A 17,317-nucleotide genomic window follows, 5' to 3' on the forward strand; every position below is an offset into this window, starting at 1 on the left:
GTCTTACTTGCGGAACGGGAAGTTAAAAGCAGCTAACAGCGCATGGCCTTCATCATTATGTATCGCAGTAGTAATGATGGTAATATCTAAACCACGCACACGATCGACTGTATCATACTTAATTTCTGGGAAAATAATTTGCTCACGCACACCCATGCTATAGTTACCACGACCATCAAATGACTTCACAGATAGACCACGAAAGTCACGGATACGTGGAACAGCAATTATAATTAGGCGCTCAAAAAACTCCCACATATGTTCACCACGTAGAGTTACTTTGCAACCAATTGGATAACCCTGCCGGATTTTAAATCCTGAAATAGATTTTCGAGCTTTAGTGATGAGCGGCTTTTGACCAGAGATTGCCGTCAAATCGGCTACTGCGTTATCTAGCAGTTTTTTATCAGCGATTGCTTCACCCACACCCATGTTTAGGGTGATCTTCTCGATTCGAGGAACTTGCATGACAGAATTATAATCAAATTGAGACATCAGTTGTTTGACTACTTTATCTTTATAGTAATCATGCAGTTTCGCCATCGTATTACTCCAAATTACTTAATAGTTTTGCTATTAGACTTAAAGAAACGCACTTTTTTTCCATCTTCAAATCTAAAACCTACACGATCAGCCTTGTTAATAGCTGCATTAAAAAGAGCGATATTTGACACGTCAATTTTCGATTCTTTTTCAAAAATACCGCCTGGTTTGTTGAGAGCTGGAACTGGCTTTTGATGTTTCTTAACCAGATTGATGCCCTCAATAATAATTTTTCCAACAGAAAAAACATGTTTTACTTTACCACGTTTACCTTTTTCTTTGCCAGTAATTACAATAACTTCATCTGCACGACGGATCTTTGCTGCCATACTTTACTCCTTAGAGTACTTCTGGTGCCAGAGAGATGATTTTCATAAACTTTTCATTACGTAATTCACGAGTGACTGGACCAAAAATACGTGTACCAATAGGCTGCTCACTGTTATTGTTTAATATAACGCATGCATTACCGTCGAAACGAATAACAGAACCGTCTGGACGACGTATACCTTTCTTCGTACGCACTACTACTGCTTTTAGGACATCACCTTTTTTGACCTTACCGCGAGGGATTGCTTCCTTAATAGTAACTTTTATAATGTCGCCGACACCTGCATAACGACGGTGCGAACCACCTAGAACCTTGATACACATCACACAACGTGCACCAGAGTTATCAGCAATGTTCAACATAGTCTGCTCTTGGATCATTTTTACTGCTCCGCTAACGTCTACCACTATTATCTACATAACCTAAAAGATATTAGGTCGTTAAAACGCACACTTAGTACACAATAGTGTAACACTACTCCTAGTGCATAGGTAAAAAAGTACGTAATTTGGTAGATAATCTATTTATTCAATGAAAGTGAGCACTCTATTATAGATACTCTTTATTATAAATACTCTTTTCTACATTATAGATTCTCTTTTTTTACAACGCGCACTAATATCCAAGACTTAGTTCTCGAAATTGGACGACATTCACGAATTTCTACTAAATCGCCAACAGCACATTCATTTTGTTCATCATGCACATGAAGTTTAGTTGTGCGTTTTATAAACTTCCCATAGATTGGGTGTTTCACTATGCGCGCAATAGCAACAACTATAGATTTTTCCATTTTATTACTAATAACATGTCCTTGTAGACTACGAATAATATTAGTCATTTACACACCCGACTTTTAGGCAATAACATTTTAACGCGCGCAATGTTACGACATACTTGTTTTAATAAGTGAGTTTTTTTTAACTGACCGCTTGCCATCTGAATACGTAAATTCAATTTCTCACGCAATAAGTTCAGTAGTTCAGTATTTAATGCTTCAACATTGTTGTCGCGTAACTCTTGTACTTTCATTACATCACCGTCTTAGTTACAAAAATAGTTTTAAACGGCAATTTTGCTGTTGCCAACTTAAATACCTGGCGCGCAAGATTTTCTGGAACACCGTTTATTTCATAGAGGATTTTTCCAGGCTGGACCCGAGAAACCCAATATTCTACATTACCTTTACCTTTCCCCATACGAACTTCTAACGGCTTCTTAGTAATCGGTTTGTCTGGAAATACACGGATCCAAATTTTTCCTTGACGTTTAATTGCACGTGTCATGGCGCGTCGAGCTGCCTCGATTTGCCGCGCAGTCAGATAACCACGATCAATAGCTTTCATACCAAAAGTACCATAGGTAACATTCGTGCCACGCGCCAGACCACGATTCCGACCTTTTTGCATTTTGCGAAATTTTGTACGCTTTGGTTGTAACATTGGCGATTCTCTCCTTACTTACGGTCTTTACGCTGCTGTTTTTTAGGTTTAGCAGCAGCTGCCGATTTTTCAAGTGCAGCCATACCGCCTAGAATCTCACCCTTAAAAATCCATACTTTAACACCGATTACACCATACGTAGTATGCGCTTCAGATTTATTAAAATCAATATTTGCACGCAAAGTATGCAATGGAACACGACCCTCGCGATACCATTCGGTACGTGCAATCTCAGTACCGCCAAGGCGACCACTCACCTCCACTTTAATGCCTTGAGCGCCAAAACGCATGGCATTTTGTACAGCGCGCTTCATGGTACGACGAAACATAACACGACGCTCTAACTGAGCAGTCATACTATCAGCTACTAATTTAGCATCAAGCTCTGGTTTACGCACTTCATTAATATTAATTTGCGCTGGCACGCCAGCGATATCTGTAACGACCTTACGTAGTTTTTCAACATCTTCACCTTTCTTTCCAATGACTATGCCTGGACGGGCCGTGTGAACAGTTACACGGATGCTCTTCGCAGGACGTTCGATTACGATACGTGATACAAAAGCCTTCGCTAATTCTTTAGATAGGAACTGACGGACTTTAAAATCGCTGTCTAGATTATCAGCGAATTCTTTTGTATTTGCATACCAAGTAGAATTCCAAGTCTTGATGATACCAAGGCGAATACCATTCGGATGTACTTTTTGACCCATTATTAGTCTCCAACAATCAGCGATCAGACACAACCACAGTAATGTGACTGGTGCGCTTTAGGATGCGATCTGCACGACCTTTTGCACGTGGCATAATACGCTTTACGCGTGGACCTTCGTCAACAAAAATTCTCTTTACTTTTAAGTCATCAATATCAGCAGCGTCGTTATGTTCTGCATTAGCAATAGCAGACTCCAGTACCTTCTGCACCAAACCAGCAGCTTTTTTATTAGTGTAGACCAGTGTTTCTAAAGCATGCGATACTTTCTTACTACGAATAAGATTTGCAACAAGTCGAACTTTCTGTGCTGAAGAATGAGCATAGCGATGTTTAGCGATAGTTTCCATCTCTTCATCCTACCTAAGCGATTTTTTAGTTTTTTTATCAGCTGTATGACCGCGATAAGTACGTGTTGGCGCAAATTCACCTAATTTATGACCAACCATTTCATCAGAAACAAACACTGGTATATGCTGACGTCCATTATGAACAGCGATAGTCAAACCAATCATATTAGGAAAAATAGTTGAACGACGAGACCAAGTGCGCAACGGCTTCTTGTCTCCAATTTCTACTGCCTTCTGTACTTTTTTTAGCAAGCATAAATCTATAAAAGGCCCTTTTTTGAGAGAACGTGGCATAGCTACTCCTCTAGTTATTTTTTACTACGGCGACGTATAATAAACTTCTCAGTACGCTTATTTCTACGGGTTTTTTTACCTTTAGTTTGCACGCCCCATGGAGTTACCGGATGCTTACCAAAATTACGACCTTCACCACCGCCGTGCGGATGATCAACTGGATTCATTGCTGTACCCCGAACAGTCGGGCGTACACCACGCCAACGTGAAGCTCCTGCTTTACCTAGCACACGTAGCATATGTTCAGCATTCCCTACTTCACCTAAGGTCGCTCGGCAATCTACCAGAACTTTACGTACTTCACCAGAACGCAAACGCAGAGTTACATAGGAGTTATCACGGGCAATAATCTGAATATGCGACCCGGCAGAACGCGCTAACTGTCCGCCTTTTCCTGGTTTGATTTCTACGTTATGCACCGTAGAACCCACTGGAATATTGCGCATGGGTAAAGCATTGCCTTCTTTAATCACAGCGTTAATGCCCGATTGAATCTGGTCACCAGCTTTCAAACCTTTTGGTGCCAAGATGTAGCGACGTTCACCATCTTTATACAAAACTAGCGCGATATTCGCAGAACGATTAGGGTCGTATTCCAAACGTTCAACAACAGCAGGAATCCGGTCTTTATTTCTTTGGAAATCAACCAAACGATAATGTTGCTTATGACCACCACCAATATGACGAGTAGTAATACAACCGTTATTATTACGACCGCCGCTTTTGCTCTGCTGCTCAAGTAAAGGCGCATAAGGCTTATCTCGATGCAACTGAGGATAAACTACTTTAACAACATGGCGACGCCCCGGAGATGTAGGTTTACATTTAATAATTGCCATTGTTTTAACGCCTCCGATTTACTCTGTGCCGCTGATAAAGTCTAAGCTTTCACCTGGTTTCAAAGTGATATAAGCTTTTTTCCAGTCACTACAACGACCAATACGCTGAGCATGACGTTTTATTTTCCCTTTAACTATTAAAGTACGCACGCTTGAAACTTCCACCTCAAACAACTTGTTTATTGCGGTTTTTATTTCTGATTTTGTCGTATCAGTAAGCACCTTCATAACGATAGTATTAGTTTTTTCCATTACCATAGATGCTTTTTCAGAGACATGTGGTGCACGTAAGATTTTTAGTAGACGTTCTTCACAAATCATGCCAACATTTCCTCAACCTTCTTGATAGCCTCGGCTGTTATAACTACTTTATCGAAAACAATGAGACTGACTGGATCGATACCTGTTACAGCACGGACATCTACCTTATATAAGTTACGAGAAGCTAAAAAAAGATTCTTTTCTAGCTCACGAGTTATGATTAATACGTCTTCTAGCACCATCTCTTTTAATTTTTGTATCAGACATTTAGTTTTAGGTGCTGTTAAGAAAAATTTTTCAACAACCAACAAACGGTTCTGACGCACCAATTCTGACAGAATACTTTTTAACGCGTTACGATACATTTTTTTGTTTACTTTTTGACTATGGTCCTGTGGCTTAGCAGCAAAAGTTATTCCCCCACCACGCCAAATCGGGCTTCTTATTGAACCTGAACGCGCACGGCCAGTACCTTTTTGACGCCACGGCTTTTTTCCAGAGCCACTCACTTCAGCACGGGTCTTCTGAGCACGAGTACCTTGACGAGCATCTGCTGCATATGCAACAACAACCTGGTGTACTAGCGATGCATTGAAGTCACGAGAAAAGATAGCATCAGAAACAGTCAGTGTGTTTTTCAAGTCTTTTAATACTAATTCCATTGCTATTTCCTTATGCTTTCACAGCTGGTTGAACGATTAAATTACCCCCAGTAACACCTGGTACAGCACCTTTAACTAAAAGCAGATGGCGATTAACATCAATACGCACTACATCCAGACTTTGAACAGTTACACGCTCGTTCCCTAGGTGACCAGCCATTTTTTTCCCTTTAAACACCCTACCTGGGGTTTGGTTCTGACCAATAGAACCTGGAGCGCGATGAGACAAAGAGTTACCATGAGTAGCATCTTGAGTATGAAAATTCCAGCGTTTTACAGTACCGGAAAAACCTTTACCTTTAGACACACCAGTAACATCAACTTTTTTAACATTATTAAAGATTGTCAAACTAATTTCGTCACCTACGGCAACCTCTTGCGCTTTTTCAATGCGGAATTCCCATAGACCTCGACCGGCTTCAACACCAGATTTAGCAAAATGACCTGCTTCTGGTTTTGTTATACGATTAACTCTTTTTATGCCTGTCGACACCTGAATGGCTCGGTAGCCGTCAGTGTTATAATCTTTAACCTGAGTTACACGGTTTGCTTCAATTTCAATTACGGTTACTGGGATAGCTACACCATCTGCAGTGAAAATCCGCATCATGCCCACTTTTTTACCAACTAAACCTATCATTATTTCAACCCTTTCATCACTCATTGACATTGATTAACCTAAGCTAATCTGTACATCTACACCAGCAGCTAAGTCAAGACGCATCAGTGCATCGACGGTTTTCTCAGTTGGCTCAACAATGTCAACAAGACGCTTATGGGTGCGAATCTCATACTGATCGCGTGCGTCTTTATTAACGTGCGGGGAAATTAGAACAGTAAAGCGCTCTTTACGCGTTGGTAGTGGGATTGGACCACGAACTTGCGCACCTGTGCGCTTAGCAGTCTCGACGATTTCCGCAGTTGATTGATCGATTAGACGATGATCAAATGCTTTTAGACGGATACGGATCCTTTGGTTCTTCATGAGACCAGAGCTCCAATTATTTATAAGTATAAAAACACTACGAGCGCCCCTTTCAATTAAAAGGGCAGCGTAATTGTCATCATATAACTCGTGTGTCAGGAGTATTATTTGAATAACTACACTGTCCGCTAATCGATTTATTTTCTAAAATCAGACCTAAGTAATTCAGTAAGTTTATAAAATTAAACGGACAGCAAGATAGTAAGCAAGTTTTTTATAGAAATATACTCCCAATGTATATAATTACTGATCATTGTAGCTTCTTCAAAAAAACGAGTATCCTCGAAAAAATGTGAACACTTGTATCAGTAAAATAAGTAACCAGCAAAACACCCTCGATTTGAAATAAGAAAAAATTACATGTCATTTAAACAATAACTTTCGCAACAATACCTGCACCAACAGTACGACCACCTTCACGAATAGCGAAACGTAAACCATCATCCATCGCAATCGGGTGAATAAGAGTCACAACCATAGTGACGTTATCACCTGGCATAACCATTTCGATACCTTCTGGTAGCTCAATAGTACCAGTGACGTCAGTGGTACGAAAGTAAAATTGTGGACGATAACCTTTAAAGAACGGAGTATGTCGACCACCTTCTTCTTTACTTAGGATATAAACTTCTGCATTAAACTTAGTATGCGGCTTCATAGAACCTGGTTTAGCTAAAAGCTGACCGCGCTCAATATCTTCACGCTTGATACCACGAAGTAGAACGCCGATATTTTCACCTGCACGACCTTCGTCTAGTAATTTTCGAAACATTTCAACGCCAGTACAGGTCGATTTAACTGTTTCTTTGATACCAATAATCTCCACTTCCTCACCAACTTTAATGATGCCACGCTCCACACGACCAGTAACAACTGTACCACGACCAGAAATAGAGAATACATCTTCAATCGGCAGTAAAAATGGCTTATCGATAGCACGCGCTGGCTCTGGGATATACGAATCTAGGTGATTAGCCAGTTCAAGGATTTTAGATTCCCAATACGCATCACCTTCTAGTGCTTTCAGCGCAGAACCTCGCACTACTGGCAGCGTATCACCTGGGAAATCATAAGCAGATAACAGCTCACGAACTTCCATTTCTACTAACTCTAGCAGTTCGTCATCATCAACCATATCGCACTTGTTCATAAAGACAACGATATAAGGTACACCAACTTGCCGACCTAGCAAAATGTGTTCACGCGTTTGAGGCATTGGTCCGTCAGTTGCCGCAACTACTAGTATAGCACCATCCATTTGCGCAGCACCAGTAATCATATTTTTCACGTAATCAGCGTGTCCTGGACAGTCAACGTGTGCATAGTGCCGCACTAAGGTATCATATTCTACGTGGGAAGTGTTGATCGTGATACCGCGCGCTTTTTCTTCCGGCGCGTTATCGATCTGATCAAAAGCGCGTGCGGAACCACCGTAGCTTTTAGCTAAAACAGTTGTGATCGCAGAAGTTAAAGTAGTTTTACCGTGATCAACGTGGCCTATAGTACCAACGTTAATATGCGGTTTAGAACGTTGAAATTTTTCTTTAGACATGCCTATATTCCTTACTCTCACGCTCTTTTACCTTGAAAAGAGCACTAGATAAATGTATTACACTTAAAAGTTTATTTGCTCCGAGCCTCAATTACAGCTATAGCAACATTATTCGGCGCTACTGAATACTGTAGGAATTCCATGGAGTATGAAGCACGACCTTGGGTCTGAGAACGCAAGTCAGTTGCATAGCCAAACATTTCAGATAGCGGAACCTGAGCGCAAATGGTTTTACCGGTAGTAATATCATCCATACCTTCAATTATACCCCGACGGCGATTCAAGTCACCAATTACGTCCCCCATGTAATCTTCAGGTGTTTCAATTTCTACTTTCATTATAGGCTCCAAGAGAACAGGATTAGCGTTTTTGAATCCTTTTTTAAACGCAAGGGAAGCAGCTAATTTAAAGGCTAATTCAGAAGAATCAACATCGTGATAAGAACCATAATGCAGGCGGATATGAATATCAACAACCGGGTATCCCGCTAAAGGCCCAGACTTCATCTGTTCTTGTATACCTTTATCAATGGCCGGAATAAATTCCTTAGGAATCGTACCACCTACAATATCGTTAATAAATTGGTAACCTAAACCGCCTGGTTCTAGTGGCATCATGTCAATGACAACGTGCCCATACTGACCACGACCACCAGACTGCTTGACGTGTTTACCTTCAACATCTCGAATAGTTTCACGAATCGTTTCACGATAAGCTACTTGAGGCTTACCGACATTCGCTTCAACATTAAATTCACGACGCATACGATCGACCAAGATATCTAAATGCAATTCACCCATACCTGAGATGATAGTTTGACCAGATTCTTCATCCGTCCATACGCGAAATGATGGATCTTCTTTTGCTAAACGACCTAACGCAAAACCCATTTTTTCTTGATCAGCTTTTGTTTTTGGCTCTACTGCTACAGAAATAACAGGCTCAGGAAATTCCATGCGTTCCAAAATGATTACTTTGTTAGGATCACAGAGTGTATCACCGGTAGTGACGTCTTTCAGACCGATCGCCGCAGCAATATCACCTGCACGTACTTCTTTAATTTCTTCACGTTTATTAGCATGCATCTGAACAATACGACCAAGACGTTCACGAATATTTTTTACTGAATTTAATATAGTATCACCAGAGCTAACGATACCAGAGTACACACGAAAAAACGTTAGATTACCTACAAATGGATCGGTAGCAATTTTAAATGCTAAGGCAGAAAATGGCTCGTTGTCGTCAGAGTAACGAACAGCTGGTGTGTATTTACTGTCATCTAAAATGCCGTTAATAGCTGAGACATCCGTTGGTGCTGGCAAGTATTCAATAATTGCATCCAGCATTGCCTGTACACCTTTATTTTTAAATGCAGATCCACAGGTCGTCAAAATGATTTCATTTTTTAAAACGCGATAACGTAACGCTTTCTTAATTTCTTTTTCAGTCAGTTCTTTACCGCCCAAGTATTTTTCCAACAGTTCTTCTGAAGCTTCAGCTGCAGATTCGATCAAATTCTGACGCCATTCTTCGGCCAGCGCGTACATATCTGCCGGAATATCTTCATATGTAAAGTTTACACCTTGATCCACATCACTCCAATTAATAGCTTTCATTTTAAGTAGATCAATAACACCAGTAAATTTTTCTTCTGCACCGATAGCAAGCTGTAATGGCACTGGATGAGCTCTGAGTCGAGATTTTATTTGCTCAATAACTTTAAAAAAGTTAGCACCTATACGATCCATTTTGTTAATAAATGCAATGCGTGGAACTTTATATTTATTCGCTTGACGCCATACTGTTTCAGACTGTGGTTGCACGCCACCGACAGCGCAGTAGACCATTACTACGCCATCAAGGATACGCATAGAACGCTCTACTTCAATGGTAAAGTCCACATGCCCTGGAGTGTCGATGATATTTATGCGATGCGGCTCAAACTGTTTAGCCATACCAGACCAAAAAGCTGTAGTAGCTGCAGAAGTAATAGTAATACCCCGCTCTTGTTCTTGCTCCATCCAATCCATGGTAGCCGCACCATCATGGACTTCACCTATCTTATGGTTTACACCTGTATAGAATAGAATTCGTTCTGTAGTAGTGGTTTTACCGGCGTCAATATGAGCGCTAATACCGATATTACGGTATCGCTCAATAGGTATTATGCGGGCCATTTAATCCCTCGATTATCGCATGAGACTTTAAATTTAGTAAACCAAAGTAGATAGTCACTGTAATCGCTTATTATAGTTAGCATAACCATTATATAATAATTTACCAGCGGTAATGGGCGAACGCTTTATTTGCTTCAGCTACTCGGTGAACGTCTTCGCGCTTCTTAATAGCAAAACCTTTATGCTCTGCTGCATCAGATAGTTCATTAGCTAATCGTAGCGCCATCGATTTATCAGCGCGTTTACGAGCAGCATCTACGATCCAACGCATTGCTAGAGCATTACGACGCACAGGTCGAACTTCAATGGGAACCTGATAAGTAGAACCGCCAACGCGACGCGACTTCACCTCTACTATCGGACAAACATTATTGAGGGCGATATCAAAAGTTTCCAAGTGATCGTTACCAAAACGCTGAGAGAGAGTTTCTAAAGCAGTGTAGACAATCATTTCAGCAATTGATTTTTTACCATCTACCATTAATATATTGATAAATTTAGCCAATAGCTCAGATCCAAATTTAGGATCTGGCAGAATTTTACGCTGGCCGATTACACGACGACGTGCCATGGAAATACTCCATTATTAACTCAAGATATTCTAAAACTTTGCGAATTTATTTTGTAAAAATCACAGCGTTTAGTCTTAGTGAAAAATATTAAATTTTTGGCTTCTTCACCCCATACTTTGAACGTGCTTGCTGGCGTTCTTTTACGCCAGAGCAGTCAAGTGCACCACGCACCGTATGATACCGTACACCTGGCAGATCTTTCACCCGACCACCACGAATTAAGATCACAGAATGTTCCTGAAGGTTGTGACCTTCACCACCGATATAAGCGGTCACTTCAAAACCGTTAGTCAAACGTACACGACATACTTTACGAAGTGCAGAATTTGGTTTTTTTGGGGTCGTCGTATATACACGGGTACATACACCGCGTTTTTGCGGGCAAGCTTCCAACGCTGGAACGTTGCTTTTAGAAACCTGAACAGAGCGTGGTTTACGAACCAGCTGATTAATTGTTGCCATTAAAAAAGCTCCTGGTTTTTCTTCGTACTTGATTTTTAAGTATATAAAATCTTTTTTGCATTGTTAACAAAGTACAAAGACAAAGCATTCTATTTCCGACTTCAAGAAGTGTCAAGAAATATACAAAATCACTGTGATTACCACGCCATTTGGTTACGGTGTTTTTCAGTGAGTGTAAGAAAGTCATGATACTTAATAACATTAATTGCTTTAGAAAAAAAGGTAACTAATCCTCTAGCCTCAAGATCATCTTGTAGCGCATGCAAAGATATGCGCGTACTTAATAATAATTGCAGATACGTGTTACCTTCCAAACCAGACAGAACGCCGTCCTGCAGCAAGAGTAAATCGTCACCTTCTACCATAAAACGCATTAATGCGAATAAATCACATTGAGCGGGAGATTGGCTAAGAGTATGTAGCATTAACGTGTCTAATTAAAAAGTTATCACTGTATCATAACTGATGAGTCTTCGATGCAATTCATCTGGTTTGAGCGCTATAGCATCTAAAACCCACGCTATTCTCTGACTTAATCCTCGCTCCTCTAGCGAAGCTAGACATAAGTAACATTTATTCACATTATATATCGATAATAAACCAAACGTGGTAATGTAATTACGCGCTAAAATTTTTTCTGGCTGCTGTCCTGGGAGCAATTGTAATACGCCATCGCTAATAAAAAAAACACCTAGATCTTCACTGAGCGCCGAAGTAGCAAGTACAGCATCCAATCCTTCTCTACCACCAGTATTACCATGTGGCCCATGAGTAAAAACAAAAGCAACTCGTTTCATATATACTTTTATACTATAAGATATAACCAAGCATTTTCGATGTCAGTCAGAGCGCATCCATCATTGCACTTTTTATAAAATATTTTAAGCGCACTAGATATTTACTCGTCATGTTTAAAATATCAAAATATCACTGAAACAAATAATAGATCTAGTAATGAATTAAAAATCTTATATTTTCATAAGGTTACTGATGCTCAATGATTCAGTATATAAACTAAAATAGCTTTTTAGTAAATGAAAAGCTTAAAAAAACTGACACGTATACAACTTCAGATATGACCCGAGTGTTTATTTAGAACTGTACCGTACGATCGCAAGCAAGCAATGCCTTCGCCAATACGCCTAACCCACTTAGTGTAAAACCTACCTGCAAATTATCGATCGGTAACCCCTGCTGCCGTGCTGTTTGTTTATTTATCACACCGCGACGCAACGCTGCCGAGACACAAACATTAAGCATAATATTATTATGTTGTGCTAATTTTTTCCATGCGCATACTAAATCAAACTCGTCAGACGCAGGTATAATGAGTTGATTAGCATTTAGTGCTCCTTCTCGGTAAAAAAATACAGTGGAAAGTCGATGCCCCTTTTCTAACACTGCTAAGGCAAACTGATATGCACTACTGGCTTGTTGAGTACCATAAGCCGGTCCGGTGACTAGTAAACAATAATTTAGAATCAATGAGCGCTTCTTAGATAGCTCACTATGTAAGACTATCGGGTATATAAATGTCAATGAGATATTTAAAGATATCCGGTAATGAAACACCTGATTAATAATGCGTTTATATCAAAATACTTTCATAATAAAAACATCATTTGACAATTTCAGCGTTCTTGCTAATATTCAGAGAAATATTGACCGCTGTCAAGGTAAGTTCCTTAAAACTTTTCCCCAAATCATCAAACGCAAAGCACTTAACTAAAAAACACATCATATATCGAATGGCATAAAGATTGAATGCTCTATGGGAACGTTATACCATAGTATAATAATTATTCATAATAATACAAGTGTGTGCTGCGAAGCGAGATAATCAGGCACAATAACTATAACATGTTCCATATCTAGCTTTCCAGATGCAGTCAGCCTTTTACATATACTACTTATGCAAGACTATAATATCACTATCATACAAGCAGATCTGGATAATTTATTTAACTTTATTAGGGGTTCTCGGATAACGCGAACTTTTAGACTAAAAAGTCACTTATTAAGACAATTAAGTTTTCTAACTTTGCTATATAAAGTAAATAAAGTATTCATATTATTATACTATATGTAGATAGCCCCATTAAACCAGATAACGTTAAAAAATACTAACAAATAAGATGTATGCATGCATTTAACATTAGATCAAAAGGATTAGCTCATGCACAATAATTAAACAGCACGATAGATCTACACTATAACGGTGATTATGTGATGCTGGTACCTAAATTATAAGTCTACTCAAATTATCGTAAGATATGTGGTTTCATGTTTAATTTTATTAATAACAAACACCAATACATTCAAAAACAGAAAAACATTAGACGTATTAGGCGTCAGCATGAACTTATTTGAAAACTTAGTGGCTATTTTCTATGTTCAAATTCAAAATTAACCGCATATACCAGGATGAGTGCTCTCGAATATCCAGGATACCAACTTTTACGTTAGTCTAATAATAAGGAGTTATTGTTTATCGCTTGCAACGTCTCTGTAAATACAGTAGATCTTCAATGTAATAATAAAGTCATAAGTCATACTATTTAAATAAAACATAGATTCTATATTTTATCAAGACATTAAAGTTATAATCTATAATACCATCTTCAATACCATCTTCGAAATGTTATGCTTGCAATATTTCGAAAATATAGTCTAGCACCTAACATCTTTCCTACCTAAGAGTCAAAATTCTACTCTTTTTGAGAATTTTCCAGTACATTAACTATATATCGCCACCCAATTGCATTTGTACACCATATACTTGATATTAAAATATATGATAATAACTGCCATAAACATCAAATAGCATGATCATTACTCATTTACTACGACCAACTTTGCTGTACTAGCATAGTAACCAATAGAATAGCGGGCTCGCTGCCGTACTAGAATATTTCATGCAATGGTATTTCTTCTTTATCAACCAATTCTTGCGCTGCCCACGGATTATAGCTAATCAACATCGCATCGCCATAGCTAAAGAATCGGTATTTCTTAATTACTGCTTTCCGATAAGCCTTCATTGTATTTTTATAGCCCGCAAAAGCTGCTACTAACATAATTAACGTCGATTTAGGTAAATGGAAATTAGTCACTAGCACATCTACTACTTTATAGTGGTAGCCTGGAGTGATAAAGATACGCGTATAACCAAAAAAAGGTGCAATCAGCTTTGACTGGCTAACTTGAGCGCCACTTTCTAATGAACGCACTGAAGTAGTGCCTACTGCTACTACGCGTTTGCCTCGTTTCTTACAGTCTAATACCGCATCTACTACACCTTGCGGAACTTCTACGTATTCTTCATGCATTACATGTGCCTCCACTGTCTCAACACGAACCGGCTGGAAGGTTCCGGCACCAACATGTAAAGTAACGAAAGCCATCTGAATTCCTTTCTCACATAACGCTGCTAGCAGTGGTTTATCAAAGTGAAGTCCAGCCGTTGGTGCAGCAACAGCTCCTTGTTTTTCACTGTAAACTGTTTGATAAAGTTCGCAGTCACTATCTTCATTTGGACGATTAACATACGACGGAAGAGGTATATGACCAATAGCATTGAGAATGCTATATACATTACGAATATCATTAAAACGCAATTCAAACAGCATTTCATTGCGTGATAGTATAGTAGCAGTAATTCTTTCATCATCACCCAAGAGAAGTTCAGCGCCCGTCTTTGGTGCCCTGGAAGCACGAACATGTGCTAATACGCGGTGATTATCAAGTATTCGTTCCACTAGTACTTCTACCTTACCACCACTACTTTTATAACCAAAAATACGCGCTGGAATTACCCGGGTGTTATTTAACACTAATAAATCACCCGTTTCTAGTCTATCTAATAGATCGCTAAATACACCGTGCGTTATTTTTCCACTTAATCCATCCAGCTGTAACAAACGGCAACTACTACGTTTAGACTGAGGGTAACGTGCAATTAGGCAAGGAGATAGTTTAAATGAAAAATCAGCGACACGCATAGGGGATAAATACTCCATTATAATACACTTAATTATAATGTAAACTAGTTTGCAGCTATCAGCCATACACAGCCGTAAAACAGCACACATGTATACTTAATTAATGTTAGATATCATAAAACATGAAATGCTAATCTCTATATACTTTTCTAAATATTCTACTGCATCTTGCAGTATTGTTAGTGTAGATACAAGTTATTTTTTTCGAGTATCTGAATGACGGCGCGTTAAAAAATAAACGAAAAAAATTTATCAGTTTTTTATATATAGAATGACAAAATAAAGGAAAAATTATGTTAAGGGTCGAAATGCTGAGTACTGGTGATGAAGTTTTGCATGGGCAAATTCTTGATACTAATGCCGCTTGGCTTGGAGATTATTTATTCCAGCAAGGTCTACCAATGAGTAGGCGAGAAACAGTAGGAGATTCGCTTTTTTCGTTAATCGAAACACTAAAAGAACGCAGTCACATTGCTAACATACTTATTGTGAACGGCGGTTTGGGGCCAACTAGCGATGATCTCAGCGCATCAGCTGCTGCTCATGCTTGTGACGTTGAATTAGTTGAACAAGCCACATGGTTAGCGCATATGTCGGCCTATTTTTCTGAACTCGGTCGACCTATGACTACCTCTAATCGCAAGCAGGCGCAGATACCAGCTAATGCTGCAATGCTGAGTAACCCCATCGGCACCGCATGTGGTTTTCGCTTATATTTAAACAAATGCCTGATGTTTTTTACTCCCGGTGTTCCTGCTGAATTTAAAGTGATGGTTAAACAGAAAATCATGCCACATTTGCATCAACGTTTTACCTTACCAAAACCACTAATATGTTTACGTTTAACTACCTTTGGTGCCTTTGAAAGCGATCTAGCTACACAGCTTAATAACATCGTATTGCCTCCAAACGTAGTACTCGGTTATCGTGCGTGCAGCCCAATTATTGAACTAAAACTAACTGGGCCATTAAACCTTCATACTGTAATGATGCTCGCTTGGGAACAAATAAAAAAGATAGCGGGAGACCATTGTATTTTTGAAGGTACTTCTGGATTACCAACCGTTCTTACTCAGCGTTTACGCACGCAAGGACTTACGTTGGCTCTGAGTGAACAGTTTAGTGCTGGCTTACTGCACTTACAACTACAACGTGCAGGTGCCCCTCTGGTCGGAGGGGAGGTGTTACCTGAGCATTGTGTTGAAACCTTAGACGCTATCCTAGTTCGCGCCCGCTCTTTTGCGGAACTAACCGGTGCACCGCTGGTCTTAGCAGTTAGTGCGATGCACAATAACCAGATTAGCGTTGCTCTATATACACCATTTAGTTCAATCGGCCAAACCCTGAGTTATCATGGCGTGCATCATAACTTACAGCTTCGGCAGACATCGGTGACAATACTAGCACTGGATATGCTCAGGAGATGGCTGGATGGAAGCCAACCGTGCTGCACACATAGTTGGCTAAAGATTATTAAAACTATTAAAGAGAGCAACTAGAATTAATAATGGTTATAATGTAAACATTATTTATAAGTGATAAATTCCATGACGTTAGCTGATACACGTAATGCGCTAGTCATGGATTTATTTGTATCCTATCTAACACAAACAGTTTTTAGCTTTATATAATTTAATTAATAAAGGCGATTTATCAATTTTAGGGATAACAGAAAAAATGAGATAGTCAATATCAATTGATGTACGTCTACTTTAGATTGTAGACTAAGTGTTAAAGATAACGTTTATTGAACCTTAAAACATTTACATCAATAAAGTGGCAAATAGCGAAAAACTTGATGCTTATTATAGTTTGTATTATAACACACGCTATGATCTCATCAGACATTGCCAACATAAACACTAAATATTAAATATACTGAGAGAACTGCTGCATATATAACGAAATAAAATAATGCATGCTCATCGCAGCACTTTGAACGTTATTCTTATAATCATAAACAAACAAATACAGCTCAACTACATAAAGTTCTGATCTAAAATTCTCATAACATTATGATATTAATAGTATGTAGCGCTTACAAATTAAGAAGACAATCTTTTCAACTACTTTATCTATCGATGATCATGGCTTACATACATTACAATTTTAGTGTTTATTTTATAAACTT

The 17,317-nt window shown here is 39.1% G+C and carries 23 protein-coding genes; 1 reads left to right on the plus strand and 22 read right to left on the minus strand.

Annotation, left to right across the window (positions count from 1 at the left end; translation table 11 throughout):
• Positions 1-3 precede the first annotated feature (3 nt).
• From rplE to queA, 22 genes are all read right to left on the minus strand, one after another.
• Positions 4-543, minus strand: a complete 540-nt coding sequence (rplE, locus tag GIY03_RS02660; RefSeq protein ID WP_457913590.1) for a 50S ribosomal protein L5 — start codon at positions 541-543, stop codon at positions 4-6.
• Between the two features lie 14 nt (positions 544-557).
• Positions 558-872: a 50S ribosomal protein L24 gene (gene rplX / locus GIY03_RS02665; protein ID WP_457913591.1), complete on the minus strand. Its 315-nt coding sequence runs from the start codon at positions 870-872 to the stop codon at positions 558-560.
• 10 nt (positions 873-882) lie between these two features.
• Complete coding sequence (gene rplN, locus GIY03_RS02670; protein WP_457913592.1) at positions 883-1,254, minus strand: 50S ribosomal protein L14; 372 nt, start codon at positions 1,252-1,254, stop codon at positions 883-885.
• A gap of 206 nt (positions 1,255-1,460) precedes the next feature.
• Complete coding sequence (rpsQ, locus tag GIY03_RS02675; RefSeq protein ID WP_457913593.1) at positions 1,461-1,715, minus strand: 30S ribosomal protein S17; 255 nt, start codon at positions 1,713-1,715, stop codon at positions 1,461-1,463.
• The gene (gene rpmC, locus GIY03_RS02680) at positions 1,712-1,906 is read right to left on the minus strand and encodes a 50S ribosomal protein L29 (RefSeq protein ID WP_457913594.1); all 195 of its coding nucleotides are present in this window, start codon (positions 1,904-1,906) and stop codon (positions 1,712-1,714) included. The genes rpsQ and rpmC overlap by 4 nt, the downstream gene beginning before the upstream one ends.
• Positions 1,906-2,316, minus strand: a complete 411-nt coding sequence (gene rplP, locus GIY03_RS02685; RefSeq protein ID WP_457913595.1) for a 50S ribosomal protein L16 — start codon at positions 2,314-2,316, stop codon at positions 1,906-1,908. The genes rpmC and rplP overlap by 1 nt, the downstream gene beginning before the upstream one ends.
• A gap of 14 nt (positions 2,317-2,330) precedes the next feature.
• On the minus strand, positions 2,331-3,029 hold the full coding sequence (gene rpsC / locus GIY03_RS02690; protein ID WP_457913596.1) for a 30S ribosomal protein S3: 699 nt from the start codon (positions 3,027-3,029) through the stop codon (positions 2,331-2,333).
• Between the two features lie 16 nt (positions 3,030-3,045).
• On the minus strand, positions 3,046-3,378 hold the full coding sequence (rplV, locus tag GIY03_RS02695) for a 50S ribosomal protein L22 (RefSeq protein ID WP_457913597.1): 333 nt from the start codon (positions 3,376-3,378) through the stop codon (positions 3,046-3,048).
• Between the two features lie 9 nt (positions 3,379-3,387).
• On the minus strand, positions 3,388-3,672 hold the full coding sequence (gene rpsS / locus GIY03_RS02700) for a 30S ribosomal protein S19 (protein ID WP_457913598.1): 285 nt from the start codon (positions 3,670-3,672) through the stop codon (positions 3,388-3,390).
• A 14-nt stretch (positions 3,673-3,686) separates the two neighbouring features.
• Complete coding sequence (gene rplB, locus GIY03_RS02705; protein WP_457913599.1) at positions 3,687-4,511, minus strand: 50S ribosomal protein L2; 825 nt, start codon at positions 4,509-4,511, stop codon at positions 3,687-3,689.
• 18 nt (positions 4,512-4,529) lie between these two features.
• A complete protein-coding gene (gene rplW / locus GIY03_RS02710; RefSeq protein WP_457913600.1) occupies positions 4,530-4,832 on the minus strand; it encodes a 50S ribosomal protein L23 in 303 nt (100 codons plus the stop codon).
• Positions 4,829-5,434: a 50S ribosomal protein L4 gene (gene rplD / locus GIY03_RS02715; RefSeq protein ID WP_457913601.1), complete on the minus strand. Its 606-nt coding sequence runs from the start codon at positions 5,432-5,434 to the stop codon at positions 4,829-4,831. Before rplD ends, rplW begins: the two co-directional genes overlap by 4 nt.
• Before the next feature lie 10 nt (positions 5,435-5,444).
• Complete coding sequence (gene rplC, locus GIY03_RS02720) at positions 5,445-6,074, minus strand: 50S ribosomal protein L3 (protein ID WP_457913978.1); 630 nt, start codon at positions 6,072-6,074, stop codon at positions 5,445-5,447.
• Between the two features lie 33 nt (positions 6,075-6,107).
• Positions 6,108-6,419 (minus strand): 30S ribosomal protein S10, encoded by a 312-nt coding sequence (rpsJ, locus tag GIY03_RS02725; RefSeq protein WP_457913602.1) that lies wholly within the window; start codon positions 6,417-6,419, stop codon positions 6,108-6,110.
• Between the two features lie 367 nt (positions 6,420-6,786).
• Positions 6,787-7,971 (minus strand): elongation factor Tu, encoded by a 1,185-nt coding sequence (gene tuf, locus GIY03_RS02730; protein ID WP_457913603.1) that lies wholly within the window; start codon positions 7,969-7,971, stop codon positions 6,787-6,789.
• A 71-nt stretch (positions 7,972-8,042) separates the two neighbouring features.
• Complete coding sequence (gene fusA / locus GIY03_RS02735; RefSeq protein WP_457913604.1) at positions 8,043-10,151, minus strand: elongation factor G; 2,109 nt, start codon at positions 10,149-10,151, stop codon at positions 8,043-8,045.
• A gap of 100 nt (positions 10,152-10,251) precedes the next feature.
• On the minus strand, positions 10,252-10,722 hold the full coding sequence (rpsG, locus tag GIY03_RS02740; RefSeq protein ID WP_457913605.1) for a 30S ribosomal protein S7: 471 nt from the start codon (positions 10,720-10,722) through the stop codon (positions 10,252-10,254).
• Between the two features lie 88 nt (positions 10,723-10,810).
• A complete protein-coding gene (gene rpsL / locus GIY03_RS02745) occupies positions 10,811-11,185 on the minus strand; it encodes a 30S ribosomal protein S12 (protein WP_457913606.1) in 375 nt (124 codons plus the stop codon).
• Positions 11,186-11,322: 137 nt separating this feature from the next.
• Positions 11,323-11,610, minus strand: a complete 288-nt coding sequence (gene tusB, locus GIY03_RS02750; RefSeq protein ID WP_457913607.1) for a sulfurtransferase complex subunit TusB — start codon at positions 11,608-11,610, stop codon at positions 11,323-11,325.
• Between the two features lie 12 nt (positions 11,611-11,622).
• Positions 11,623-11,982: a sulfurtransferase complex subunit TusC gene (gene tusC, locus GIY03_RS02755; protein ID WP_457913608.1), complete on the minus strand. Its 360-nt coding sequence runs from the start codon at positions 11,980-11,982 to the stop codon at positions 11,623-11,625.
• Positions 11,983-12,277: 295 nt separating this feature from the next.
• Entirely contained in the window at positions 12,278-12,667 is a 390-nt protein-coding gene (tusD, locus tag GIY03_RS02760) for a sulfurtransferase complex subunit TusD (RefSeq protein WP_457913979.1), read from the minus strand.
• Positions 12,668-14,088: 1,421 nt separating this feature from the next.
• On the minus strand, positions 14,089-15,186 hold the full coding sequence (queA, locus tag GIY03_RS02765) for a tRNA preQ1(34) S-adenosylmethionine ribosyltransferase-isomerase QueA (protein ID WP_457913980.1): 1,098 nt from the start codon (positions 15,184-15,186) through the stop codon (positions 14,089-14,091).
• 293 nt (positions 15,187-15,479) lie between these two features.
• Here queA and GIY03_RS02770 point away from each other — a divergent pair, with 293 nt between their 5' ends.
• A complete protein-coding gene (locus GIY03_RS02770) occupies positions 15,480-16,685 on the plus strand; it encodes a nicotinamide mononucleotide deamidase-related protein YfaY (RefSeq protein WP_457913609.1) in 1,206 nt (401 codons plus the stop codon).
• Positions 16,686-17,317: the final 632 nt, after the last annotated feature.

Source organism: Candidatus Gillettellia adelgis, assembly GCA_020541285.1.
Classification (GTDB): Bacteria; Pseudomonadota; Gammaproteobacteria; order Enterobacterales; family Enterobacteriaceae; genus Gillettellia; species Gillettellia adelgis.

What these genes read in the sequence shown, in the direction of transcription:
- rplV (WP_457913597.1), bottom strand. Translation starts at nt 3,378, where the DNA reads ATGGAAACTATCGCTAAACATCGCTATGCTCATTCTTCAGCACAGAAA.
- rpsS (WP_457913598.1), bottom strand. Translation starts at nt 3,672, where the DNA reads ATGCCACGTTCTCTCAAAAAAGGGCCTTTTATAGATTTATGCTTGCTA.
- rplW (WP_457913600.1), bottom strand. Translation starts at nt 4,832, where the DNA reads ATGATTTGTGAAGAACGTCTACTAAAAATCTTACGTGCACCACATGTC.
- rplC (WP_457913978.1), bottom strand. Translation starts at nt 6,074, where the DNA reads ATGATAGGTTTAGTTGGTAAAAAAGTGGGCATGATGCGGATTTTCACT.
- rplN (WP_457913592.1), bottom strand. Translation starts at nt 1,254, where the DNA reads ATGATCCAAGAGCAGACTATGTTGAACATTGCTGATAACTCTGGTGCA.
- fusA (WP_457913604.1), bottom strand. Translation starts at nt 10,151, where the DNA reads ATGGCCCGCATAATACCTATTGAGCGATACCGTAATATCGGTATTAGC.
- tuf (WP_457913603.1), bottom strand. Translation starts at nt 7,971, where the DNA reads ATGTCTAAAGAAAAATTTCAACGTTCTAAACCGCATATTAACGTTGGT.
- rpsJ (WP_457913602.1), bottom strand. Translation starts at nt 6,419, where the DNA reads ATGAAGAACCAAAGGATCCGTATCCGTCTAAAAGCATTTGATCATCGT.
- rpsL (WP_457913606.1), bottom strand. Translation starts at nt 11,185, where the DNA reads ATGGCAACAATTAATCAGCTGGTTCGTAAACCACGCTCTGTTCAGGTT.
- rplE (WP_457913590.1), bottom strand. Translation starts at nt 543, where the DNA reads ATGGCGAAACTGCATGATTACTATAAAGATAAAGTAGTCAAACAACTG.
- rpmC (WP_457913594.1), bottom strand. Translation starts at nt 1,906, where the DNA reads ATGAAAGTACAAGAGTTACGCGACAACAATGTTGAAGCATTAAATACT.
- rplB (WP_457913599.1), bottom strand. Translation starts at nt 4,511, where the DNA reads ATGGCAATTATTAAATGTAAACCTACATCTCCGGGGCGTCGCCATGTT.
- rplD (WP_457913601.1), bottom strand. Translation starts at nt 5,434, where the DNA reads ATGGAATTAGTATTAAAAGACTTGAAAAACACACTGACTGTTTCTGAT.
- rplX (WP_457913591.1), bottom strand. Translation starts at nt 872, where the DNA reads ATGGCAGCAAAGATCCGTCGTGCAGATGAAGTTATTGTAATTACTGGC.
- GIY03_RS02770 (WP_457913609.1), top strand. Translation starts at nt 15,480, where the DNA reads ATGTTAAGGGTCGAAATGCTGAGTACTGGTGATGAAGTTTTGCATGGG.
- rplP (WP_457913595.1), bottom strand. Translation starts at nt 2,316, where the DNA reads ATGTTACAACCAAAGCGTACAAAATTTCGCAAAATGCAAAAAGGTCGG.
- rpsQ (WP_457913593.1), bottom strand. Translation starts at nt 1,715, where the DNA reads ATGACTAATATTATTCGTAGTCTACAAGGACATGTTATTAGTAATAAA.
- tusC (WP_457913608.1), bottom strand. Translation starts at nt 11,982, where the DNA reads ATGAAACGAGTTGCTTTTGTTTTTACTCATGGGCCACATGGTAATACT.
- queA (WP_457913980.1), bottom strand. Translation starts at nt 15,186, where the DNA reads ATGCGTGTCGCTGATTTTTCATTTAAACTATCTCCTTGCCTAATTGCA.
- rpsG (WP_457913605.1), bottom strand. Translation starts at nt 10,722, where the DNA reads ATGGCACGTCGTCGTGTAATCGGCCAGCGTAAAATTCTGCCAGATCCT.
- tusB (WP_457913607.1), bottom strand. Translation starts at nt 11,610, where the DNA reads ATGCTACATACTCTTAGCCAATCTCCCGCTCAATGTGATTTATTCGCA.
- rpsC (WP_457913596.1), bottom strand. Translation starts at nt 3,029, where the DNA reads ATGGGTCAAAAAGTACATCCGAATGGTATTCGCCTTGGTATCATCAAG.